The sequence below is a fragment of the Streptomyces sp. NPDC052114 genome, assembly GCF_040680155.1.
GTDB lineage: Bacteria > Actinomycetota > Actinomycetes > Streptomycetales > Streptomycetaceae > Streptomyces.
In genome coordinates this window covers 72,323-93,419 of record NZ_JBFAWC010000005.1, presented here as the reverse complement: position 1 = coordinate 93,419, position 21,097 = coordinate 72,323, and the positions used below count along the sequence as shown (strand labels likewise).

At 72.3% G+C, this 21,097-nt stretch carries 20 protein-coding genes; 11 read left to right on the top strand and 9 right to left on the bottom strand.

Features of this window, described 5'->3' with window-relative positions; translation table 11 throughout:
- Positions 1 to 55 precede the first annotated feature (55 nt).
- The 5 genes from sigE to AB0L89_RS12665 all read left to right on the top strand — a co-directional run bounded on the left by sigE (position 56) and on the right by AB0L89_RS12665 (position 5,210).
- Positions 56 to 829: an RNA polymerase sigma factor SigE gene (gene sigE, locus AB0L89_RS12685; protein WP_193433187.1), complete on the top strand. Its 774-nt coding sequence runs from the start codon at positions 56 to 58 to the stop codon at positions 827 to 829.
- Positions 826 to 1,830 carry a zf-HC2 domain-containing protein gene (locus AB0L89_RS12680; protein WP_365138796.1) on the top strand — a complete coding sequence of 335 codons (1,005 nt, stop codon included), beginning with the start codon at positions 826 to 828 and terminating at the stop codon, positions 1,828 to 1,830. Before sigE ends, AB0L89_RS12680 begins: the two co-directional genes overlap by 4 nt.
- 130 nt (positions 1,831 to 1,960) lie before the next feature.
- On the top strand, positions 1,961 to 3,823 hold the full coding sequence (locus AB0L89_RS12675; RefSeq protein WP_365138793.1) for a trypsin-like peptidase domain-containing protein: 1,863 nt from the start codon (positions 1,961 to 1,963) through the stop codon (positions 3,821 to 3,823).
- 136 nt (positions 3,824 to 3,959) lie between these two features.
- Positions 3,960 to 4,421, top strand: a complete 462-nt coding sequence (locus AB0L89_RS12670; RefSeq protein ID WP_365138790.1) for a sec-independent translocase — start codon at positions 3,960 to 3,962, stop codon at positions 4,419 to 4,421.
- A 120-nt stretch (positions 4,422 to 4,541) separates the two neighbouring features.
- Entirely contained in the window at positions 4,542 to 5,210 is a 669-nt protein-coding gene (locus AB0L89_RS12665; RefSeq protein ID WP_365138787.1) for a hypothetical protein, read from the top strand.
- Positions 5,211 to 5,362: 152 nt separating this feature from the next.
- Here the strand turns inward: AB0L89_RS12665 and AB0L89_RS12660 are convergent, their stop codons facing one another.
- From AB0L89_RS12660 to AB0L89_RS12650, 3 genes are read right to left on the bottom strand one after another with little or no spacing between them, the layout of a single operon-like run.
- Entirely contained in the window at positions 5,363 to 6,496 is a 1,134-nt protein-coding gene (locus AB0L89_RS12660; protein ID WP_365138784.1) for an Mrp/NBP35 family ATP-binding protein, read from the bottom strand.
- A gap of 44 nt (positions 6,497 to 6,540) precedes the next feature.
- On the bottom strand, positions 6,541 to 7,128 hold the full coding sequence (locus tag AB0L89_RS12655; RefSeq protein WP_365138781.1) for a DUF1003 domain-containing protein: 588 nt from the start codon (positions 7,126 to 7,128) through the stop codon (positions 6,541 to 6,543).
- Positions 7,112 to 8,392, bottom strand: a complete 1,281-nt coding sequence (locus tag AB0L89_RS12650) for a CBS domain-containing protein (RefSeq protein WP_365138778.1) — start codon at positions 8,390 to 8,392, stop codon at positions 7,112 to 7,114. Before AB0L89_RS12650 ends, AB0L89_RS12655 begins: the two co-directional genes overlap by 17 nt.
- 254 nt (positions 8,393 to 8,646) lie before the next feature.
- Here AB0L89_RS12650 and AB0L89_RS12645 point away from each other — a divergent pair, with 254 nt between their 5' ends.
- Positions 8,647 to 9,360 carry a hypothetical protein gene (locus tag AB0L89_RS12645; RefSeq protein WP_365139775.1) on the top strand — a complete coding sequence of 238 codons (714 nt, stop codon included), beginning with the start codon at positions 8,647 to 8,649 and terminating at the stop codon, positions 9,358 to 9,360.
- Positions 9,361 to 9,386: 26 nt separating this feature from the next.
- On the opposite strand, the gene AB0L89_RS12640 is transcribed toward AB0L89_RS12645, so the two are convergent.
- Together AB0L89_RS12640 and AB0L89_RS12635 are read right to left on the bottom strand one after the other, a co-directional pair.
- Entirely contained in the window at positions 9,387 to 9,896 is a 510-nt protein-coding gene (locus AB0L89_RS12640; protein ID WP_365138775.1) for a hypothetical protein, read from the bottom strand.
- Positions 9,897 to 9,952: 56 nt separating this feature from the next.
- A complete protein-coding gene (locus tag AB0L89_RS12635) occupies positions 9,953 to 11,083 on the bottom strand; it encodes a magnesium and cobalt transport protein CorA (RefSeq protein ID WP_365138772.1) in 1,131 nt (376 codons plus the stop codon).
- Positions 11,084 to 11,536: 453 nt separating this feature from the next.
- Here AB0L89_RS12635 and AB0L89_RS12630 point away from each other — a divergent pair, with 453 nt between their 5' ends.
- Positions 11,537 to 12,121, top strand: a complete 585-nt coding sequence (locus tag AB0L89_RS12630) for a suppressor of fused domain protein (protein ID WP_365138770.1) — start codon at positions 11,537 to 11,539, stop codon at positions 12,119 to 12,121.
- Positions 12,122 to 12,139: 18 nt separating this feature from the next.
- Here the strand turns inward: AB0L89_RS12630 and AB0L89_RS12625 are convergent, their stop codons facing one another.
- On the bottom strand, positions 12,140 to 13,396 hold the full coding sequence (locus AB0L89_RS12625) for an MFS transporter (protein WP_365138767.1): 1,257 nt from the start codon (positions 13,394 to 13,396) through the stop codon (positions 12,140 to 12,142).
- 163 nt (positions 13,397 to 13,559) lie between these two features.
- Between AB0L89_RS12625 and AB0L89_RS12620 the strand changes: the two genes are divergently transcribed.
- The 3 genes from AB0L89_RS12620 (at position 13,560) to AB0L89_RS12610 (ending at position 15,996) form a co-directional block, all read left to right on the top strand.
- Positions 13,560 to 14,201: a DUF6758 family protein gene (locus AB0L89_RS12620; protein WP_365138764.1), complete on the top strand. Its 642-nt coding sequence runs from the start codon at positions 13,560 to 13,562 to the stop codon at positions 14,199 to 14,201.
- 190 nt (positions 14,202 to 14,391) lie between these two features.
- On the top strand, positions 14,392 to 15,258 hold the full coding sequence (locus AB0L89_RS12615; RefSeq protein WP_365138761.1) for a PHP domain-containing protein: 867 nt from the start codon (positions 14,392 to 14,394) through the stop codon (positions 15,256 to 15,258).
- Positions 15,259 to 15,390: 132 nt separating this feature from the next.
- The gene (locus AB0L89_RS12610; protein ID WP_362328439.1) at positions 15,391 to 15,996 is read left to right on the top strand and encodes a MarC family protein; all 606 of its coding nucleotides are present in this window, start codon (positions 15,391 to 15,393) and stop codon (positions 15,994 to 15,996) included.
- A gap of 72 nt (positions 15,997 to 16,068) precedes the next feature.
- Here AB0L89_RS12610 and AB0L89_RS12605 read toward each other — a convergent pair whose 3' ends face one another.
- Positions 16,069 to 16,221, bottom strand: a complete 153-nt coding sequence (locus AB0L89_RS12605) for a hypothetical protein (protein ID WP_167357870.1) — start codon at positions 16,219 to 16,221, stop codon at positions 16,069 to 16,071.
- A 199-nt stretch (positions 16,222 to 16,420) separates the two neighbouring features.
- Between AB0L89_RS12605 and AB0L89_RS12600 the strand changes: the two genes are divergently transcribed.
- Positions 16,421 to 17,359, top strand: a complete 939-nt coding sequence (locus AB0L89_RS12600) for an NYN domain-containing protein (RefSeq protein ID WP_365138758.1) — start codon at positions 16,421 to 16,423, stop codon at positions 17,357 to 17,359.
- Between the two features lie 27 nt (positions 17,360 to 17,386).
- Here AB0L89_RS12600 and AB0L89_RS12595 read toward each other — a convergent pair whose 3' ends face one another.
- Together AB0L89_RS12595 and AB0L89_RS12590 are read right to left on the bottom strand one after the other, a co-directional pair.
- A complete protein-coding gene (locus tag AB0L89_RS12595; protein WP_365138756.1) occupies positions 17,387 to 18,274 on the bottom strand; it encodes an alpha/beta hydrolase in 888 nt (295 codons plus the stop codon).
- Positions 18,275 to 18,584: 310 nt separating this feature from the next.
- On the bottom strand, positions 18,585 to 20,879 hold the full coding sequence (locus AB0L89_RS12590) for a DEAD/DEAH box helicase (RefSeq protein WP_365138754.1): 2,295 nt from the start codon (positions 20,877 to 20,879) through the stop codon (positions 18,585 to 18,587).
- Positions 20,880 to 21,097: the final 218 nt, after the last annotated feature.

The window sequence follows — 21,097 nt, the reverse complement described above, 5'->3', positions numbered from 1 at the left end:
GTCCGTACCAAATTCACGTAAAAACGCTTATCCGGAGCTAACGGGCGAGGTGGTTATGGTAGGGGCTCCACTGGACACCACCAGAGCCGACAGGGGAGGTGCGGCTGCGTCCGCGGTTCGGGGAGGAGCGCTCCGGCGTTTTCTCGGGTTGGCGGGTGAGCCGAAATCCGTGACCGACACCGCTGACCGCATCCGTGCCAACGACTCCGCTCAGACCGCGACCTTTGCCGCTGACGCGGAATCGCAGGTGTGGACTCCGCCCACCTGGGAGGAGATCGTCAGCACGCACAGCGGCCGCGTGTACCGCCTGGCGTACCGCCTGACCGGCAACCAGCACGACGCCGAGGACCTCACGCAAGAGGTCTTCGTCCGTGTCTTCCGGTCCCTCTCGACGTACACCCCCGGCACCTTCGAGGGCTGGCTGCACCGCATCACCACGAACCTCTTCCTGGACATGGTGCGCCGCAAGCAGCGCATCCGCTTCGACGCGCTCGGGGACGACGCCGCCGAGCGGCTGCCGAGCCGCGAGCCGTCGCCGCAGCAGGTGTTCAACGACACGCACTTCGACGCCGACGTGCAGCAGGCGCTCGACACCCTCGCGCCCGAGTTCCGCGCCGCCGTGGTCCTCTGCGACATCGAGGGCCTCTCGTACGAGGAGATCGCCGCGACCCTCGGAGTCAAGCTCGGTACGGTCCGCAGCCGTATCCACCGGGGCCGCTCGCAGCTGCGCAAGGCCCTCCAGCACCGGTCGCCCGAGGCCCGTGCGGAGCGCCGTTCGCTCGCGGTCACCGGTGCCGTGGCGCTGGGAGGAGGGGGCGCGACCGCGTGAGTGGATCACGGTCGAATCCTGCCGATCGGCAACTGGCCGATGCCGAGCAGCATCTGGGGGACAGGCTCGCCGCCCTTGTGGACGGCGAGCTGGGACACGACGCGCGCGAGCGCGTCCTGGCACATCTGGCGACGTGCCCGATGTGCAAGACCGAGGCCGACGCCCAGCGTCGCCTGAAGAACGTCTTCGCGCAGGCGGCCCCGCCGCCGCCCACCGAGAGCTTCCTCGCCCGCCTTCAGGGCCTTCCGGCGGGCGGTGCCGAGCCGCCCGCGGGACCCGGTGACGGGGAGGGCTTCGCCATCGGGGGCACAGAATCCGCGGGACTGCCGCGGAGCGGCCTCTTCGGCGCGGGCCGTGAGCCCTTCGTGGGGTACCTCCCCTCCGGGGCCCACGCCGCGGTGCTCCCCAGTGAGCAGCGGGGCTTCCGCATCCATGACGTCGGCAGGCCCGAGCCGGAGCGCTCGCCCTGGCGCGGGCGCCGCTTCGCGTTCGCGGCGGCGGGCGCGGTGTCGCTGGCGGCCATCGCGCTCGGCGGGGTCACGGTCGGCGTCCCCGTCGACTCGGGCGACTCCCGCGCGGGCGGCTCCGGAAGCAATGTGACGCCGCAGCGCACCCAGGGCTCGGGCACCGCCGCGACCCCGGACTCCGTGCGCCGTCGTGGTGGCGGCAGTCCACTGGCGGCACACGGCCAGCGCCCCGGCGCCCTGTCGGCGCCCGTCGCGCCGACCGAGGTGACGGGACCGCTGCTGCCGGGCGCCCCCGCGCAGCCGCCCCGCTCGCGCGAGCGGGTGTACGAGCTGACGGCGCCGATGCTGGTGGGCGCCACCGCGGTGTCCCCGCTGATACGCCCGGTGATGCCGGGCCGCCGCGCGGCCGCGCCGCCGGGCATCGAGCGTCCCGCCTCGGATCCCTCCGGGGCGTCCGGGGGCACGAATGCCATGGGCACCGCGTCCGCTCCGCCCGGCTCGGGTCCGTTGCAGGGCACGTCGCAGATTCACTGACGTGACGCTGCCCTGCGCTTCGGCGGGGGAACCTGGTTGAATCCTCGGTGAGCCGTGCCGCCGGGGGACTTGGCGAGCGCGGGATCGAGCATCCAATCGGCGTCCGCCGCGGGCCAGTTGTGGGGAGAGCATGGACGAGGGGAAGCCCACGAAGGCGAAGTGGTGGAGCCGTCCACGGCCCGAGACGCCGGGTGCCGCCGACCCATCGGCCGCCCCCTCTCGGGAGCAGGCGCCCGCGCGGGCTCCGGAGAGCACGACGCAGGGCGTGCCCCAGGGCACGGCCCCGGGCGCGACGCAGGGCGCGGGCGTGCCGGCGCAGGGAGCGCCGACCCCGGCCTCCGGGACCCCGGTCGCAGGGGCCCACTCCGCGCCCGCCCCGGCCGACCCGTCGCCCGCCGCCCCGGTCTCGTACGGCGCGTCCGGCGCGTCCGGCGCCGCTCCGAGTGGGACCGCACCGGCCGCGGCCCCCGCCGACCGCCCCCGTCCCCTGCACGACCCGGATCCGTACAGCACCCCGCCGTACGGCGAGCCCGGTCCCTGGGCGCCCGCGCCTCCGGTGCAGCACCCCGTGGCCACCCCGGCCCACGGCACGCAGCTGCCCGCGGGGGCCCACGGCGCCACGCCCGCGCACGGCACGCCCGCCCACGGCACTCCGCCCCCGCAGCACGGCGGCACGCCCCCGCACGGCACCGTGCACGGTGCCCCCGGCCCCACCCCGCCCCCGCCCTCGTACAACGGCGCCTCGCAGCCGCAGCCCCTGGCCCAGCCGGTGCCGCCGCAGGCCGCGCACCCGCAGGCGGCGCCCCGGCAGCCGTACGACCCCTGGAACGCGCCCCTCCAGCAGACCGGCGCGCTGCCGCCGGAGGACAAGGAGAAGCGGCGCAGGCGCGGCAGGCGGGTCCTGTTCGTCGGGGTCGCCGTGATCGCCCTGGTCTCCGGTCTCATCGGCGGCGCCGTCGGCTCGTACGTGGAGCGCAACGGCGGCGTCGGCGACATCGAGCTCCCGCAGGCGGACACGGAGTCCAAGGACCGCCCCAAGGGCAGCGTGGCGGGCATCGCCGCGGCCGCCCTGCCCGGCGTCGTGACCCTGCACGTCAGCGGCGACTCCGCCCAGGGCACCGGCACCGGCTTCGTCCTCGACGGCAAGGGCCACATCCTCACCAACAACCACGTCGTCGAGCCCGCGGGCACCGGCGGCGAGATAACGGTGACCTTCAGCGGCGGCGAGACCGCAAAGGCCGAGGTCATCGGCCGCGACTCCGGCTACGACCTCGCGGTCGTCAAGGTCTCCGGCGTCCGCGGCCTGAAGCCCCTGCACCTGGGCAATTCCGAGAACGTGCAGGTCGGCGACCCCGTCGTGGCCATCGGCGCCCCCTTCGACCTCGCCAACACCGTGACCTCCGGGATCATCAGCGCCAAGGAGCGCCCGATCACGGCGGGCGGCGAGAAGGGCGACGGCAGCGACATCTCGTACGTGGACGCCCTGCAGACCGACGCGCCCATCAACCCCGGCAACTCCGGCGGGCCGCTGGTCGACTCCAAGGCCCGCGTGATCGGCATCAACAGCGCCATACGCTCCGCCGACGACGGCTCGGAACAGGGCGGCGGCCAGGCGGGCTCCATCGGCCTGGGCTTCGCCATCCCCATCAACCAGGGCAAGCGCGTCGCCGAGGAGCTGATCAACTTCGGCAGGGCCACACACCCCGTGATCGGCGTCACGCTCGACACCGAGTTCACGGGCGACGGCGCCCGCATCGCGGACAAGGGCAGGAACGGCGGCCCCTCGGTCAACCGGAACGGCCCCGGCGACAAGGCGGGCCTCAAGCCGGGCGACGTCATCACCGAGGTCGACGGGCACCCCGTGCACTCCAGCGACGAGCTGATCGTCAAGGTCCGCGCGCACCGGCCGAAGGACCGTCTGGAGCTGACGGTCGAGCGCGACGGCGCCGACCGCGAGGTGACCTTGGTGCTCGGCTCGGCCGGAGGGAACTGAGTAAAGGACTGACCAGGTCTGTTCCGGGTTGTCGTGCAGCGGCTACCGGACAGACATGAGCGGCGGGTACCGTGGTCACGGTCCAGACCTCGGACGACGACCTGTTGCGGGCTGAGGACATCGCAAGGAGCTCAAGGTGTTCAATGACATTGGCGCACTGGAGATAGTGACGCTGGTCGTCCTCGCCGTGCTCATTTTCGGCCCCGACAAGCTGCCGAAGGTCATTCAGGACGTCTCCCGCACGATCCGCAAGATCCGCGAGTTCTCCGACAGCGCGAAGGCGGACATCAGGGACGAGCTGGGCCCCGAGTTCAAGGACTTCGAGTTCGAGGACCTGAACCCCAAGAAGTTCATCCGCAAGCAGCTCGACAACGACGAGCTCGGGCTCAAGGAAATCCGCAACGGCTTCGACCTGAAGAAGGAGATGAACGAGGTCGCGGACGCCGTGCACGGCCGCGACAGCGACTCCTCCGACACCGCTTCCGGGACCACCGCGGCCTCCTCCGGCGGGGCCCGTGTGGACATGCAGAAGAAGTCCGCGGAGCCCAAGAAGCTCGACGCCGGCGACCGTCCGCCGTTCGACGCGGACGCCACCTGACCCCTTGCCTGATCCATGGCCGCCAACCGGTGTGGCTATCCTGCCTTGTTGTCCGGCGTGAGGACGCCCGAGGGGGGCGGGCCGCTCCGGACCGACGAGAGCGAGGAGGCGGCCGGGTACATGGAGACGACAAGTCGGGTGGGCGCGCAGGCGTCGGCCACGGACGGCACCGCACAAGCGGTGCCCTCCGCCCGGCGCACGGTCGACGGCTACCTGCTGGCGCCCTTCCCCTGGTACGGCCTTGACGAGGCCTACACGGGGCAGCGCTGGCTGATGCAGGTCGGCGCGGCGGCGGACGGTGCCGTGGAGCACGGTTCGATCGGGCACGGCGACGAGCCGTCGGTCCGTGGCGAGGGCACCCTCGGCAACAGCGACAAGGAGCGCTTCGCGGTCGTGGTGACCGTCGCGGCCAACCCGGTGCGGCGCAGCGCCGACGGCACGGGCGTCCTGGAGGCCACGTCGGTCTCCTCGGCGGCCTGGCTCGCCGGGGTCGGCCTGCTGTCCTTCACCTGGCCCGGCCAGATGGACCACACCCTGCGCGACGACTGGCTGGACCAGCAGACGGAGACCGCCTGGGTGCTCGCGGACGACCTGGAGGGCTCGGACTGGTCGACGCTCTCGCTGCCCGTGGACGGCGTGCCCACGCCGTTCCACTACCGCGAGTCCGAGTACGGCTGGGTCCTCGCCGGGTCGACGAAGGAAGGCGTGCACCTGGGCGCGTACGGGCGCGGCATGAGCGCGTACGGGCTCGGGTTCTCGGTCATCAAGGACGTCGCGGCGTACGCCTAGGCGGCGGGCCTACGCGGAAGGGGGCGCCGTCACTGTGACGGCGCCCCCTTTCCCGCTTCCCGTAGGGACGGTTCGTGGGCCTCTGCGGGGGCGTCGTTGTTGCTCGCGCAGTTCCCCGCGCCCCTTACGGGGCGCCCTGCCCGGGGTGGTCCTCAGAACTTGTTGCGCGGGGTGATTCCCAGGGACATGCCCGACAGGCCCCGCTGGCGGCCGCCCAGTTTGCCCGCGATGGTGCGCAGGGCCGAGCCCGCGGGGGAGTCCGGGTCGGTCAGGACGACCGGCCTGCCCTCGTCGCCGCCCTCGCGCAGGCGTACGTCGATCGGGATGGAGCCGAGCACCGGCACCGTCGCGCCCGTCGTCTTCGTGAGGCCCTCGGCGACCTTCTGGCCGCCGCCCGTGCCGAACACGTCGACCATCTCGCCGCAGTGCGGACAGGGCAGCCCGGACATGTTCTCGACGACGCCCACGATCTTCTGGTGGGTCTGGACGGCGATGGAGCCCGCGCGCTCGGCGACCTCGGCCGCGGCCTGCTGCGGCGTCGTCACGACCAGGATCTCGGCGTTCGGCACGAGCTGTGCCACGGAGATCGCGATGTCGCCCGTGCCCGGCGGCAGGTCGAGGAGCAGGACGTCCAGGTCGCCCCAGAAGACGTCCGCGAGGAACTGCTGGAGCGCGCGGTGCAGCATCGGGCCGCGCCACACGACCGGCGCGTTGCCCGGCGTGAACATGCCGATGGAGATGACCTTCACGCCGTTCGCCGACGGCGGCATGATCATGTTCTCGACCTGGGTGGGCCGGCCCTCGGCGCCCAGCATGCGCGGCACGGAGTGGCCGTAGATGTCCGCGTCCACGACGCCGACCTTCAGGCCGTCCGCGGCCATCGCCGCCGCGAGGTTCACCGTCACCGAGGACTTGCCGACGCCGCCCTTGCCGGACGCGACGGCGTAGACACGGGTCAGCGAGCCGGGCTTGGCGAAGGGGACCTCGCGCTCGGCGGTGCCGCCGCGCAGCGCGGCGGCCAGCTCCTTGCGCTGGTCGTCGCTCATCACGTCCAGGGTGACGTCGACGCGCGTGACGCCCTCGACCGCGGCGACCGCGTCCGTCACGTTCCGCGTGATGGTCTCGCGCATCGGGCAGCCGGAGACCGTGAGGTACACGGTGACCGCCACCACCCCGTCGGCGGAGATGTCCACCGATTTGACCATCCCCAGCTCGGTGATGGGTCGCTGGATCTCGGGGTCGTTCACCGTCGCCAGTGCTTCGCGCACCGCGTCTTCCGTAGCCATGGAACCGATAGTACGGCGCGGTAACCCCGCCCCGGAAAGGGCTGTCAGCGGTCGCCTACGTCACTTCCCCGCCCGCCCTCCGACGGGAATACGACACGGCCGTCGGAGTGATGCCCGATCCGCTGCTCCTCCAGTTCCTTGACCAGGTCCTGGAGCTCGGAGCGGATCCAGTCGCGGGTCGCCACCTCGCCCAGGCCCATGCGCAGCGCGGCGATCTCGCGGGTGAGGTACTCGGTGTCCGCGATCGACCGCTCGTTCTGCTTCCGGTCCTGTTCGAGGTTGACGCGGTCGCGGTCGTCCTGACGGTTCTGCGCGAGGAGGATCAGCGGGGCCGCGTAGGACGCCTGGAGCGACAGCATCAGGGTGAGGAAGATGAACGGGTACTGGTCGAAGCGCAGATGGTCGGGCGCCGCGATGTTCCACACCACCCACAGGATGATGACGACCGTCATCCAGACGATGAACCTGCCCGTGCCCAGGAACCGCGCGATGCGCTCCGAGAGCCGCCCGAAGGCCTCCGGGTCGTAGTCGGGCAGGAGCTTGCTGCGCGGGACGCGCGGCTGGTCGAGGCGGAACCGGGGGGCCCTGGGCTCGGCGCGGTTCTCGCGCTCACGGTCACGGTCGGCTGCCATGGCCCGCTTCCTCCTCCAGATGGAACTCCGTCTCGCGCCAGTCGTCGGGGAGCATGTGGTCGAGCACGTCGTCGACGGTGACCGCGCCGAGCAGCGAGCCGCCCTCGTCGACGACGGGCGCCGCGACCATGTCGTACGTCGCGAAGAACCCGGCGACGGCCGGCAGCGTGGCGTCCGGCGCGAGCGGCTGGAGATCGTCGTCGAGGATCGAGCCGACCAGCGTGTACGGCGGATCGCGCAGGAGACGCTGGAAGTGCACGGTGCCCAGGTACTTGCCGGTGGGCGTCTCGTCCGGCGGGCGGCACACGTACACCTGCGCGGCGAGCGCGGGGGAGAGGTCCTCCATGCGCACCCGCGCGAGGGCGTCGGCGACGGTGGCGTCCGGCCGCAGCACGATCGGCTCGGTCGTCATCAGGCCGCCCGCCGTGCGCTCCTCGTACGCCATCAGGCGCCGCACGTCGGCCGCGTCGTCCGGCTGCATGAGCGTGAGCAGCCGCTCCTTGTCCTCCTCGGGCAGCTCGGCGAGCAGGTCGGCGGCGTCGTCGGGGTCCATGGCCTCCAGGACGTCGGCCGCGCGCTCCTCCTTGAGCTTGCCGAGGATCTCGATCTGGTCGTCCTCGGGGAGCTCTTCGAGGACGTCCGCGAGACGGTCGTCGTCGAGCGCGGCCGCGACCTCGGCACGCCGTTTGGGCGACAGGTGGTGCAGGACGTTGGCGAGGTCGGCGGGGCGCAGCTGTTCGAAGGTGGCGAGGAGGTTCTCTGCGCCCTGCCCGTGCTCCTCGAGGGAGAAGCCCGCGACCGCCGACCAGTCGACCGTCAGCGTCTCGCCCTTGCGCCGGAACGTTCCCGCCTTGCCCTTGCGCACGAAGACCCGGTCGATCTCCCAGTCGCGGCGGGCCGGCAGCTGCTGGACGGAGATGTCGAGGACCGTCACCTCCTCGTCGGTCTCGACGAGCCGCACCCGTCGGTCCAGCATCTCGCCGAGCACGAGCCGCTCGGTGGGCCGCTGTTCGAAGCGGCGCACGTTCAGGACGCCGGTGGTGATGACCTGGCCGGACTCGATGCCGGTGACGCGGGTCATCGGCAGGAAGATCCGGCGCCGGGTCGAGAGCTCGACGACGAGCCCGAGCAGCCGGGGCGGCCGCTTGCCGACCCTGAGCATCGCCACCAGGTCGCGCACCCGGCCGACCTGGTCGCCGTTCGGGTCGAAGACGGGGGTGCCGGAGAGATGGGAGACGAAGACCCTGGGGGCGCCAGCCGCCATGCGTGCGCCTCCTTCTCCCGGTTCGTTCGCCGATTCATGCCGTTTCGTCCGGCCATACGGGCTTCAGGCTAGCCCGTCCCGGTCGGATGCGCCCCGGCGGAGGGTCCGGACGGACTGGCTCCGATCTTCTCGGCCGACACAGGTACGCTGCCGTACTGCCGAAGCCGTAGAGGTCGTCCGCACGAGAGGCAGCGCCACCTGTGACCGCTCTTCCCCTGGCCAGCCGAGCCCGCAGGGCAGCGTTCGTGAGCGCGATGTGCGCGGGTCTGGTCGTGGGGGGCATGAGTCTGACGGGGTGCAGCAGCGAGGACCCGGACGCCGGCACGAACGGCGTCGGCAAGCTCTCCGCGTCGAAGATCCAGAGCAAGGCGGGCCAGGCGGCCGCGTCGGCGTCCGCGGTCCGCCTCTCCGGGACGCTGGTGAGCAACAAGCACACGTACAGCCTCGACATGCGCCTCAAGGGGGAGGGCGGCACCGGCTCGGTCACCTCGAAGGGGCAGACCTTCCAGCTCCTTCGGGTGGGCGAGGAGCTGTACCTGAAGGCCGACTCGGAGTTCTGGACGCACGACGGCACGACCGACGGCAAGGCGGCGAAGTCGGACGACACGGCCGCGGCCAAGCTCGACGGCAAGTACGTGAAGGTCCCGAAGGGCGACCCCTCCTACAAGCAGCTGAGCGGCTTCACGGACAAGGACCTGCTCCTGGACGGCATGCTCACGCTCCACGGCGAACTGGCCAAGGGCGAACGCGGCACGACGGCGTCGAAGCGCACCATCGAGATCAGCGGCGACGACGGCGCGGGCGGCACGCTGGACGTCTCCCTGGAGGGCAAGCCGTACCCCCTGCGTCTGGAGCGCGGCGGCCAAGCGGGCACGCTCAAACTCACCGACTGGAACAAGGACTTCCCGCTCCAGGAGCCGGAGAAGGACGAGATGGTCGACTACGGCAAGCAACTGCCGACGTCGTGACGCGAGCCCCGTGAGGGGCACGGGCCTCAGCGGCGCTTGCGCTTGAACAGCAGCCGGGGCAGCCCCGCGGGCACCGGCATCCGCGTGGTCGCCGCACTGGGCAACGGCGCGGCGGCCAAGGACCCCTCGGGGAGATCCGTCAGCGCGTCGAGCGGGGCGAGCCGAAGGACCCGGCACTGCTCGGCCCACCGCTCGGTGACCCGCTCCGCGTCCACCGCGTTCAACCGCTTCCCCTTGAGCTCGGCGACCGCCGCCTCCCACTCCTCGGAGCGGGGCGCCAGCTCGCTCACCACGGCGGTCCAGGCGACCACACGGCCGCCCTTGTCCTTGCTGCGCACGGTGACCTCGGCGCGCTCCCCGTCGACGAGCCCCGGCAGGGGCTGCTCGCCGGGGCCGTCGCCGACGAGATGCGCGGCGCCCTCGTGCCAGACGTGCCACAGCGCCCGCGCGGGCCCGGTGCCCTCGACCCAGATGAGGCCGGACTTCTTGGTGGCCTCCTCGATGAGGGCGCGGCCGAGCAGCGAGTCAGCAGTCATGCGGGCAGCCTACCGAGTGGGGTGACGGCCGACGCGGGGTCACTGCCGACGGGTGGTCACAGCCAGCCGTTGCGCTTCAGGGTCCGGTGGATCGCGAAGCAGACGCCGCCGATGAGGGCGAGCACCATCGGGTAGCCGTACCGCCAGTGCAGCTCGGGCATGTGGTCGAAGTTCATGCCGTACACGCCGCAGACGGCCGTCGGCACGGCGATGATCGCCGCCCACGAGGTGATCTTGCGCATGTCCTCGTTCTGCGCGACGGCGGCCTGCGCGAGGTTGGCCTGGAGGATCGAGTTGAGCAGCTCGTCGAAGCCGATGACCTGCTCCTGGACGCGCGTGAGGTGGTCGGCGACGTCACGGAAGTACTTCTGGATGTCGGGGTCGACCAGGCGCATCGGCCGCTCGCTGAGCAGCAGCATCGGGCGGAGCAGCGGCGAGACGGCCCGCTTGAACTCCAGGACCTCGCGCTTGAGCTGGTAGATCCGTCCGGCGTCGACGCCGCGCGCGGAGCCCTTGCCCTTGCTCGGCGCGGAGAACACCTCGCTCTCCACGTCGTCGATGTCGTCCTGCATCGCGTCGGCGACCGCGAGGTACCCGTCGACGACGTGGTCGGCGATGGTGTGCAGGACGGCGGAGGGGCCCTTGCCGAGCAGCTCGGGGTCCTCCTGGAGGCGGCGGCGCAGGGCGCGCAGCGAGCCGTGCCCGCCGTGCCGCACGGTGATGAAGAAGTCCCGGCCGGTGAAGCACATCACCTCGCCGGTCTCCACGATCTCGCTGGTGGCGGTGAGTTCGTCGTGCTCGACGTAGTGGATGGTCTTGAAGACGGTGAAGAGGGTGTCGTCGTACCGCTCCAGCTTGGGCCGCTGGTGCGCGTGCACCGCGTCCTCGACGGCGAGGGGGTGCAGCCCGAACTCGGCCGCGATACCGGCGAATTCGGCCTCGGTCGGCTCGTGCAGGCCGATCCAGGCGAAGCCGCCCTCGCGGCGCACTTCGAGCATCGCCTCGTGCGGGGTGAGGGCGTCGGCGCACTCCATGCGGCGCCCGTCGCGGTAGACGGCGCAGTCGACGACGGCGGACGCGGCGTCGCGGGTCGCGTCGTAGGTGTCGTACGAGGAGGAGGGGTACGGGGCGCCGTCCTTGCGGAGCGAGGGGCGGACGGCGGCACGAAGGTCACGGATCATCGACATGGGCAGGCTCCTTCGCGGGCGTGAAGCCACCGTGACCGAACCGGATTCGGCGCTGCCCGGAATGAGGACGTCCTGACTGCGGGACCTCTGCACGTCCACAAAGCGGGGAGCACCGCACCGTCGCGGGGCGACTTCACTGCTGATACAGATCAGACAGATCAGGCGGAAATGAAGCGCTCTTCCGTCGTGCGGCTGTGCGGGAAGCGGAGCTGCGGCTCAGCTGCCGGAAGAGCGGGTGGTACTGCACGGTCGACTTCGGTCCATTGCAGCCCCACCTCCTCCGGCCGGTCCCCCGTAAGGGACGTCTCATCCCCGCTGTGGGGGACGGTCTCGCGGTCAGGGGCTCGAAAGCGACGCTTGGCGTGCTGCCCCGACCAGCGGCCAAGACTATCAGTCGAACTGAAGAAGCGACCTCACCCCTTACCCGTTCCCTTCGGGTTCTATGCTCGCGCCATGGGAGAAGTTCTTGCTCTGGTCGAGGCCCGCCTCCGCACTGGCCTGGGGGAACCGGACGCGCGCGCCGCGGTGACCTTCCTCGGCACCGACCGTTTCGAAGTGCTGCGTTTCACGGACGGCGACGTGGTGCGCTACGCCACCCTCGGTATGTCGGCCCAGCCGATGACGGACCCGACCGCGGCGCTCGCCGACCCGGTCAAGGGCCCGCGCGCGGAACTGGTGTTGTCGGTACGAGGGGGTCTCGCCGACACGGACAAGGTGCTGCGCCCGCTCGCCGTCCTGGCCGCCGCACCTCAGGTCGAGGGCCTGATCGTGGCGCCCGGCGCCTCGCTGGACGTGGGCGAACCGCTGTGGCCCGGCGCGCCGTTCACCTCGGTCCTGGTCGCGGAGTCCGGCGGCCTGGTCGAGGACCTGGACCTGGACGCGCCGATGGAGCCCGTGCGGTTCCTGCCGCTGCTCCCCATGACGCCGAACGAGGCGGCGTGGAAGCGGGTGCACGGCGCGGCGGCCCTCCAGGAGCGCTGGCTGAACAGCGGCACGGACCTGCGCGATCCGCTGCGCAAGTCCGTGTCCCTGGACTGAAGTCCCTTACGGGCCGCTTCAGTTGGCGAAGACGGCGACGCCGTCCTCCGTGGCGTGCCGCGGCTCCAGCTCCTCGGCGTCGTGCGTGAGTGCGCTCCTGCGGACCCAGACGACGGCGGCGCCGAGCACCGCGGTGACGGCCGCGACCACGAACGGGATGTGGATGTTGCTCCACTCCTCGATCTTCGGCGCGAAGAACGGCGCGGCGGCCGCGGCGAACCAGCGCACGAAGTTGTAGCCGGCGCTGGCCACCGGGCGCGGCGCGTCGGAGACCCCGAGGGCGAGCTCGGTGTAGACGGTGTTGTTCACGCCGATGAAGGCGCCGGACAGGATGGTGCAGACGACGGCCGCGGTGTGGTTGCCGTACCCGAGCACCAGGACGTCCACGGCGAGCAGCACCAGCGAGCCGCCCAGCACCTTCAGCGAGCCGAACCGCTCCTGAAGCCGCGGCGCGACGAGCACCGAGAAGACGGCGAGCAGCACGCCCCAGGCGAAGAAGACCGCGCCCGACTTGTAGGGCGTCATGTCCAGCACGAACGGCGTGAAGGCCAGCACGGTGAAGAACGTGTAGTTGTAGAAGAACGCCGAGGCGGCGGCGGAGGCGAGTCCGCCGTGGCCGAGCGCCTTGATCGGGTCGAGCAGCGAGGTCTTCTTCGCGGGCCTGGGCTGTTCCTTGAGGAACGCCGTGATGCAGAGGAAGCCGATCGCCATCAGCGCAGCGGTGCCGAAGAAGGGGTAGCGCCAGCTGGCGTCGCCGAGCAGTGCGCCGACCAGCGGGCCGCACGCCATGCCGAGGCCGAGTGCCGACTCGTACAGCAGGATCGCGGCGGCGCTGCCGCCGGCCGCGGCGCCGACGATGACGGCGAGGGCGGTCGAGACGAAGAGCGCGTTGCCGAGCCCCCAGCCGGCCCGGAACCCGACGAGCTCGCCGACCGAGCCCGAGGTGCCGGACAGGCCGGCGAAGACCACGACGAGCGCGAGCCCGAGCAGCAGCGTCTTCTTGCCGCCGATGCGGCTGGAGACGAACCCGGTCACCAGCATCGCGACGGCGGTGATCAGGAAGTACGAGGTGAAGAGGAGGGAGACCTGGCTGGCGCTCGCGTCCAGGCCCTTGGCGATGGAGGGCAGGATCGGGTCGACGAGTCCGATGCCCATGAAGGCGACGACGGACGCGCCCGCCGTGGCCCACACGGCCTTGGGCTGACGCAGGATGCTGCCCGCTCCCGCGTCGAACGGGTCCCCTTCGGAGGGGCCTCCTGTGCTGCTGCTGTTCATACAGCCGCTCCTTCACTGCTTCCACAGAGGTCGTTGACGTATACACATATTAAGTTAGGAAGCCTAAAAGATGCAAGCTACACGTAGTTTTGCCTGGTGACAGCGCCACCGGACGGGTGATCGTCCTTGACGGGGCGGCGACCAGGGAGGACCGTTGGGCGCTATGAGGGGCGAACCCAGTTGCCCGAAGTGTGGTGGCCGGGTCAGGGCTCCCGGCCTCTTTGCCGACTCCTGGCAGTGCGACGTGCACGGCACCGTGCACCCGCTGCAACCCGTGATCCCGCCCAGCGTCGAGGCCCTCCAGGTCGTGGTGCACCGCGCGCAGGTTCCGGTGTGGATGCCGTGGCCCCTGCCGGTGGGCTGGCTGTTCACGGGCGTGGCCTGTGCGGGCGACGACCGGAGCGGCGGACGCGCGACCGCGGTGGCCTGCTCCGGGCCCGCGCCGCTCGGCGGCGGCGGTGAGCTGGTGCTCGTCGCCGAGGAGCTGGGCGTCGGCCTCGGCGCGCGGTACGCCGGCATCGACGGCCCCGACCCGGGCCCGCACATGAGCGTCGAGAAGCCGCCGCAGGCCAAGGTCCTCGCCGCCGGGCGGCCGACGCCGATGTGGCACGTCTCCGGGGCGCCGGACGACCGGGCCGTCTTCGCGGGCGAGGCGCGCGGCCTGTGGCTGTGGGCCATCGCGTGGCCGGAGCAGTCGGGGCTTCTCATGTACGACGAGCTGGTCCTCACCGACCTGCGGGACGCGGGCGCGGAGGTGGACCTGCTGCCGTGCGGCGCGCTGTCGCCGCGGCTGCTCACGCCGTGACGGCCGCCGGTGGCCTCCGACGCGGCCCCGCGCCCGTGCGGGGCCGGGCTCGTTCGCGGGTGCCGCCTTGCCGGTGAGTGACGCCGGGGCCGTGAGCGACGCCTCGTCCGTGGCGGCCGGGGGAGCGTTCGAGTCCCGTTATCCTTGAGCGTCCCCTTATGTCGCCCCGTCAGAGCCTGGAGTACGCAGCGTGCGCATCGATCTGCACACCCACTCCACCGCCTCCGACGGCACGGACACCCCGGCCGAGCTGGTGCGCAACGCCGCCGCCGCCGGACTCGACGTCGTCGCGCTGACCGACCACGACACCACCCGGGGATACGCGGAGGCCATCGACGCCCTGCCCGCCGGACTGACCCTCGTCACCGGCGCCGAGCTCTCCTGCCGCCTCGACGGCGTGGGCCTGCACATGCTGGCGTATCTCTTCGACCCCGAGGAGCCGGAGCTCGCCCGCGAGCGCGAGCTGGTGCGCGACGACCGCGTGCCGCGCGCCAAGACGATGGTCGGCAAGCTGCGGGCACTGGGCGTGCCGGTGACCTGGGAGCAGGTCGCGCGCATCGCCGGCGACGGCTCGGTCGGCCGTCCGCACATCGCCGAGGCGCTCGTCGAGCTGGGCGTCGTGCCCACCGTCTCCGACGCCTTCACGCCCGAGTGGCTCGCCGACGGCGGCCGCGCATACGCCGAGAAGCACGAGCTCGACCCCTTCGACGCGATCCGCCTGGTCAAGGCGGCCGGCGGCGTGACCGTCTTCGCGCACCCCGCCGCCGTCAAGCGCGGCCAGGTCGTGCCCGAGGCCGCGATAGCCGCGCTCGCCGCCGCGGGTCTCGACGGCATCGAGGCCGACCACATGGACCACGCGCCCGAGACCCGTGCCCGGCTGCGCGGACTGGCGGCCGACCTCGGCCTCCTGGCCACCGGGTCCAGCGACTACCACGGCAGCCGCAAGACGTGCGGGCTCGGCGAGTTCACCACCGACCCCGAGATCTACGGCGAGATCACGCGCCGGGCGACCGGGGCGTTCCCCGTGCCCGGGGCGGGCGGAAGCCCGGCCGCCTGACGGCCCGCGCCGTCCCGCGCCCCCTCCCACTTCACCTCACCACTCCACGGTCGCGTGGCGGTGGCCGCCGTGCCGCGTGCCCGGCGCCGCCCGCCGCGCCGCCTTCGTACGACTCTCTGCAAGGCCATCACTGTGTTCGACGTCGCCGTCTTCGGATCCCTCTTTCTCACCCTTTTCGTGATCATGGACCCCCCCGGGATCACGCCGATCTTCCTCGGCCTGACCGCGGGCCGCCCCGCCAAGGTGCAGCAGCGCATGGCCTTCCAGGCCGTCTGTGTCGCCTTCGGCGTGATCTCGGTCTTCGGTCTGGTGGGCCACCAGATCCTCAACTACCTGCACGTGTCCGTGCCCGCGCTGATGATCGCGGGCGGGCTCCTGCTGCTGCTCATCGCGCTCGACCTGCTGACCGGCAAGACGGACGAGCCGAAGCAGACCAAGGACGTCAACGTCGCGCTCGTGCCGCTCGGCATGCCGCTGCTCGCCGGGCCCGGCGCGATCGTCTCCGTCATCCTGGCCGTCCAGGACGCCGACAGCGTCGGTACGCAGATCTCCGTGTGGTCGGCGATCGTCGCGATGCACGTGGTGCTGTGGCTGGTGATGCGCTACTCGCTGCTGATCATCCGCGTCATCAAGGACGGCGGCGTGGTGCTCGTGACGCGGCTCGCGGGCATGATGCTGTCCGCCATCGCGGTGCAGCAGATCATCAACGGCGTGACGCAGGTGATCAAGGGCGGCTGAGCCGCGCCGGTCCGCACCGCGCACACGAAGGGCCCCCGTACGGATGCGTACGGGGGCCCTTCGACGTGTGCGTTACGAGGCCGTGGCTTCGGCCGGGCGGATGTAGATGCGCTGGCCGATCGCTGCGGCCTGCTGCACGATCCGGTTGACGGAGGCGGCGTCCACGACGGTGCTGTCCACGGCGGTGCCGTCGACGTCGTCGAGTCGCATGATTTCGAAGCGCATGAGGCTTCTCCCTTCGTCTGGTCATCCTCCTGAAGGAGAACTGCTGTGGTTCCGAACAACTTCTGTGGTTCCGATGGGTACAACGAGTTGCCCCCTGCAAACATTCCCTACGCTAAAGAAATTTTTCGAGTACCTAATTACTCGTGGGTAGCGGGACCGGTTGTGTTCGCTGCGTGACCGGCGGGACACTGGGTTCCCTATGAATGACGCCGATCACAGCCCGGTCGACCCCGGCACCGCCGACCCCAGCGCAGCCGACATCAGCGCACAGCTGGAGCGCGCCAACGGCCTGCTCGAACGCGTGCTCGCCGAGGTGGCGAAGACACCGTCCACCCACGCGATCTTCGTCGACGCCGGGTACCTGTACGCGGCCGCGGGCCGGCTCGCCGCCGGCACCGAGGACCGGCGGGCCTTCGACCTCGACGCCGAGGGCCTGATCGAGGCGCTCATCGACAAGGCCCGCACGATCTTCGCGGACAGCAGGCTGCTGCGCGTCTACTGGTACGACGGGGCCAGGCGGCGCATCCACACCACCGAACAGCAGTCGATCGCCGAGCTGCCCGACGTCAAGGTCAGGCTCGGCAACCTCAACGCCAACAACCAGCAGAAGGGCGTCGACTCGCTGATCCGCAGCGACCTGGAGTCCCTGGCCAGACACCGCGCCATCAGCGACGCGGCGCTCATCGGCGGCGACGAGGACCTGGTCTCGGCGGTCGAGGCCGCGCAGGGGTACGGCGCGCGGGTCCACCTGTGGGGCATCGAGGCGGCCGAGGGCCGCAACCAGGCGGAGCCGCTGCTGTGGGAGGTCGACAGCCAGCGCACGTTCGACCTGGAGTTCTTCAAGCCGTACGTCACGCGCCGCGCCGTCACGACGTACGAGGCGGGCGCGACCGCGCAGCGCCCCTCCCGCGAGGACGTCCGGTTCGTCGGCGCGCAGATCGCCGCGAAGTGGCTCTCGGCGCGCGGACGCGAGGCGCTGGTGGGGCTGCTGCCCGGCCATCCGTACCTGCCCGGCTCCGTGGACCAGGAGCTGCTGGTGGAGGCGGAGCGCCTGTTGCAGTACTCGCTGCGGGGGCAGTCGGACCTGCGCAGGGCGCTGCGGGACGGGTTCTGGGACCACCTCCAGGCGCAGTACTGAGCCGCGGGGCCTGATCCCGTCCTGGGCTCAGTGGCGGTCCCAGAAGTCGATCAGGGCCGCGGCCGTCGTGGCGGGGCGGTCGGTGTTGGGGGAGTGCTCGGCGCCGGGGATCACCGTGCGGTGGGCGCGCAGCCGTACCGCCATGTCGTCCAGGAGCGGCAGCGGCCAGGTGTCGTCGCGCTCGCCCGAGACGACGTGCTTGGGCAGGGGCAGCGCGGCGAGCTCGGCCACGCGGTCCGGCTCCGTGGAGAGCTGCCTGCCGGTGGCGGTGAGCTGGGCCGGGCTGTGCTTCAGCCAGCGGGCGCGCAGGGCCTCGGCGTCGTCGGCGTCCCCGTCGGCTCCCGTCGCCGCCTCCTGCGGGGGCGGCGGCTCCATCGCCTGCATCGCCTGCCACACCTCGTCCATCGAGAGCACCGCGAGGGCGTCCGCCAGCATTGTGGCGCGGGCCTGCTGGGCGGGGGTGATCGCGGCGGGGCCCGAGGACATGAGGGTGAGCGTGGCGAAGGGGCGGGGGTCGACGAGGAGGGCGGCGCGGGCGATCTGGCCGCCGAGCGAGTGGCCCAGGAGGTGGAGGCGCGGGCCCGCGCCGGGCTCCCCGGTCAGCGCCTCGGCCTGGGCGAGCACGTCTCGCGCCAACTCCCCCTGGGCGTAGGCCGATTCGTCGTCCGGCCCCGCCGTCTCGTACTGCCCGCGCCCGTCCACGGTGACCGCGCGGTAGCCCGCACGCGTCAACGGTTCCAGGAGGGCGATGAAGTCCTCCTTGCTGCCGGTGAACCCGGGCAGCAGCAGAACGGTCCCGCGCCCGGCGACCCCGCCGTCCGGGACCGCGTCGAGCACGGCGAAGTCGCCACGGGCGGTACGGAGGGTGCGCGCGGTGGCGCACGCGGGCGGCACGAACGTCGGAGGCCTGCTCATGAGCCGAGGCTAACGGACGGCCGGGCGGTGTCCGCGGCGGTGTGCTCCCTGAGGGCCCACCCCGGGTGGGAGTGGCCTTCTGGGAGAGCGGGTTGTCCGGGTGGGCGGTGTCCGGGCCGTGTACTGCCCGGGGGTCTCGCTCTGGGGGAGGGCGGTGCTTCTGGGCGCGGCGAGAAGGCGGTGTGCTGCCTGGAGGCTCGCCCCGGGTGGGGCGGGCCTTCTGTGGTGGGGGCGACGGACAGCCGTACGACGCGCGAAGGCCCGCTCCCGAGGGGGAGCGGGCCTTCGACGGACGTGGCGGGCCGGAGGATCAGGCCTCCGTGGTCTCCACGGGCTCCGCCTTCTTGCGCGTGCGGCGACGCGGCGCCGGGGCCTCGGCCTCGGCCGTGTCCGCCGGGGCGGCCGCGGCCTTGCGCGTACGACGGCGGGGCTTCGGCTCCTCCGTCGACTGCGCCGGGATCTCGGCCTCGGCGACGGCCTTCTTGCGCGTACGGCGCTTCGGCTTCTCGGCGTCCGCCTCGGGGGCGTCGGCTTCGACGGCCTTCGTCGCCGCGGTCTTGCGGGTGCGGCGCTTCGGCTTCTCGGCCTCGGCGTCGGCCGCGACGTCCGGCACGGCGGCCTCGGCGACCTTGGCCGCCGCGGTCTTGCGCGTACGGCGCTTGGGCTTCTCCGCCTCGGCGTCCACCGGCGCGTCCGGCACGGCGGCCTCGGCGACCTTGGCCGCGGCCGTCTTGCGGGTGCGGCGCTTCGGCTTCTCCGCCTCGGCGTCGGGCGCGACGTCCGGCACGGCCGCCTCGGCGGTCTCGACCGCGGCGACGGCCTTCTTGCGGGTGCGGCGCTTGGGCTTCTCGGCCTCTGCCGTCTCCGGCGTGCCCTCCGCCGTCGCGACGGCGGCCTCGGCGGCCTCGGCGGGCTTGCGGGTGCGGCGGCGCGGCTTGGCGGCCGGGGCCTCCGCGTCGGCCTCCGGAGCGGCGGCCTCGGGCGCGGTGGCCTCGGGGGTCGCGGCCTCGGCGACCGTCTCCGCGGCCTTGCGGGTGCGGCGACGCGGCTTCTTGACCGGAGCCTCGGCCTCGGCCTCGGCGGCGGCCGGAGCGGGAGCCTCGGTCTCGACCGTCGTGCCCTCGGCCGTGGCCAGGGCCTCCGACGCTCCACCACGGGTGCGACGGCGACGACGCGGCGTGCGCGGCTCACTCACCTCGGCGACGGGCGCGGCGGCAGCGGCCTCCGGAGCGGTGGTCTCGGCCGGTGCGGCCGGGGTCGTCGCGGTGGAGTCCAGCGGGCTGCCGGCCCGCGTGCGGCGACGACGGCGCGGCGTGCGCGCGGGACGCTCGCGCTCGGCGGAGGCGGCGCCCCCGCGCGAACGGTCACGGTCCTGGCCACGACCGCCGGAGCGGCCGCCACGGCCGCGCCCACCGGTCTCGCCGAGGTCCTCGATCTCCTCCGCGCCCAGACCCGCACGGGTCCGCTCGGCGCGCGGCAGGACACCCTTGGTGCCCACCGGGATGTCCAGCTCCTCGTAGAGGTGCGGCGAGCTGGAGTAGGTCTCGGCCGGGTCGTTGAAGCCCAGGTCCAGCGCCTTGTTGATCAGCTGCCAGCGCGGGATGTCGTCCCAGTCGACCAGCGTGATCGCCGTACCCGAGGCGCCCGCGCGGCCGGTGCGGCCGATGCGGTGCAGGTACGTCTTCTCGTCCTCGGGGGACTGGTAGTTGATGACGTGCGTGACGCCGCCGACGTCGATGCCGCGCGCGGCGACGTCGGTGCAGACGAGCACGTCCACCTTGCCGTTGCGGAACGCGCGCAGCGCCTGCTCGCGCGCGCCCTGGCCGAGGTCGCCGTGCACGGCGCCCGAGGCGAAGCCCCGGCGCTCCAGCTGCTCGGCGATGTCGGCCGCCGTGCGCTTCGTACGGCAGAAGATCATGGCCAGGCCACGGCCCTCCGCCTGGAGGATGCGCGCGACCATCTCCGGCTTGTCCATGGAGTGCGCGCGGTACACGTGCTGCTTGATGTTGGCGACGGTCGCGCCCTCGTCGTCCGGCGCGGTGGCGCGGATGTGCGTGGGCTGCGACATGTAGCGGCGGGCGAGGCCGATGACGGCGCCCGGCATGGTCGCCGAGAACAGCATCGTCTGGCGCTTCGCCGGAAGCATGTTGATGATCTTCTCGACGTCGGGCAGGAAGCCCAGGTCGAGCATCTCGTCGGCCTCGTCGAGGACCAGGCACTTGACGTGCTTGAGGTCCAGCTTGCGCTGGCCCGCGAGGTCGAGCAGCCGGCCCGGGGTGCCGACGACGACGTCGACGCCCTTCTTGAGCGCCTCGACCTGCGGCTCGTAGGCACGGCCGCCGTATATGGCGAGGACGCGGACATTGCGCGCCTTGCCGGCGGTCAGGAGGTCGTTCGTCACCTGCTGGCAGAGCTCGCGGGTGGGCACGACGACGAGGGCCTGCGGCGCCTCGGTCAGCTGCTCGGGCTTGGCGCGGCCCGCCTCCACGTCGGCGGGGACGGTGACGCGCTCGAGGATCGGGAGCCCGAAGCCGAGGGTCTTGCCGGTGCCGGTCTTGGCCTGGCCGATGACGTCCGTGCCGGAAAGGGCGACGGGGAGCGTCATCTCCTGGATGGGGAAGGGGTTGATGATGCCGACGGCCTCAAGGGCCTCGGCCGTCTCGGAAAGGATTCCGAGCTCTCGGAAAGTCGTAGTCAGGGCAGTGCCTCTTCTGTGAGACGCGGCGCGAGGCGAACGCTGGGGGTCGTGACCGTGCCGGGACCGCCGGCCGCTTGGGGGGCGGGCCGGGGGCGCGGGACCACTGCCGGCGCTCGAGCGCTCGT

Bases quoted from the DNA above. Each gene is read 5' to 3' on its own strand.
- AB0L89_RS12630 (WP_365138770.1), top strand. From the start codon at position 11,537: ATGGGAGAAGTTCTTGCTCTGGTCGAGGCCCGCCTCCGCACTGGCCTG.
- AB0L89_RS12620 (WP_365138764.1), top strand. From the start codon at position 13,560: ATGAGGGGCGAACCCAGTTGCCCGAAGTGTGGTGGCCGGGTCAGGGCT.
- AB0L89_RS12595 (WP_365138756.1), bottom strand. From the start codon at position 18,274: ATGAGCAGGCCTCCGACGTTCGTGCCGCCCGCGTGCGCCACCGCGCGC.
- AB0L89_RS12645 (WP_365139775.1), top strand. From the start codon at position 8,647: ATGTGCGCGGGTCTGGTCGTGGGGGGCATGAGTCTGACGGGGTGCAGC.
- AB0L89_RS12635 (WP_365138772.1), bottom strand. From the start codon at position 11,083: ATGTCGATGATCCGTGACCTTCGTGCCGCCGTCCGCCCCTCGCTCCGC.
- AB0L89_RS12590 (WP_365138754.1), bottom strand. From the start codon at position 20,879: ATGACGCTCCCCGTCGCCCTTTCCGGCACGGACGTCATCGGCCAGGCC.
- sigE (WP_193433187.1), top strand. From the start codon at position 56: ATGGTAGGGGCTCCACTGGACACCACCAGAGCCGACAGGGGAGGTGCG.
- AB0L89_RS12625 (WP_365138767.1), bottom strand. From the start codon at position 13,396: ATGAACAGCAGCAGCACAGGAGGCCCCTCCGAAGGGGACCCGTTCGAC.
- AB0L89_RS12655 (WP_365138781.1), bottom strand. From the start codon at position 7,128: ATGGCAGCCGACCGTGACCGTGAGCGCGAGAACCGCGCCGAGCCCAGG.
- AB0L89_RS12600 (WP_365138758.1), top strand. From the start codon at position 16,421: ATGAATGACGCCGATCACAGCCCGGTCGACCCCGGCACCGCCGACCCC.
- AB0L89_RS12660 (WP_365138784.1), bottom strand. From the start codon at position 6,496: ATGGCTACGGAAGACGCGGTGCGCGAAGCACTGGCGACGGTGAACGAC.
- AB0L89_RS12650 (WP_365138778.1), bottom strand. From the start codon at position 8,392: ATGGCGGCTGGCGCCCCCAGGGTCTTCGTCTCCCATCTCTCCGGCACC.
- AB0L89_RS12605 (WP_167357870.1), bottom strand. From the start codon at position 16,221: ATGCGCTTCGAAATCATGCGACTCGACGACGTCGACGGCACCGCCGTG.
- AB0L89_RS12665 (WP_365138787.1), top strand. From the start codon at position 4,542: ATGGAGACGACAAGTCGGGTGGGCGCGCAGGCGTCGGCCACGGACGGC.
- AB0L89_RS12640 (WP_365138775.1), bottom strand. From the start codon at position 9,896: ATGACTGCTGACTCGCTGCTCGGCCGCGCCCTCATCGAGGAGGCCACC.
- AB0L89_RS12675 (WP_365138793.1), top strand. From the start codon at position 1,961: ATGGACGAGGGGAAGCCCACGAAGGCGAAGTGGTGGAGCCGTCCACGG.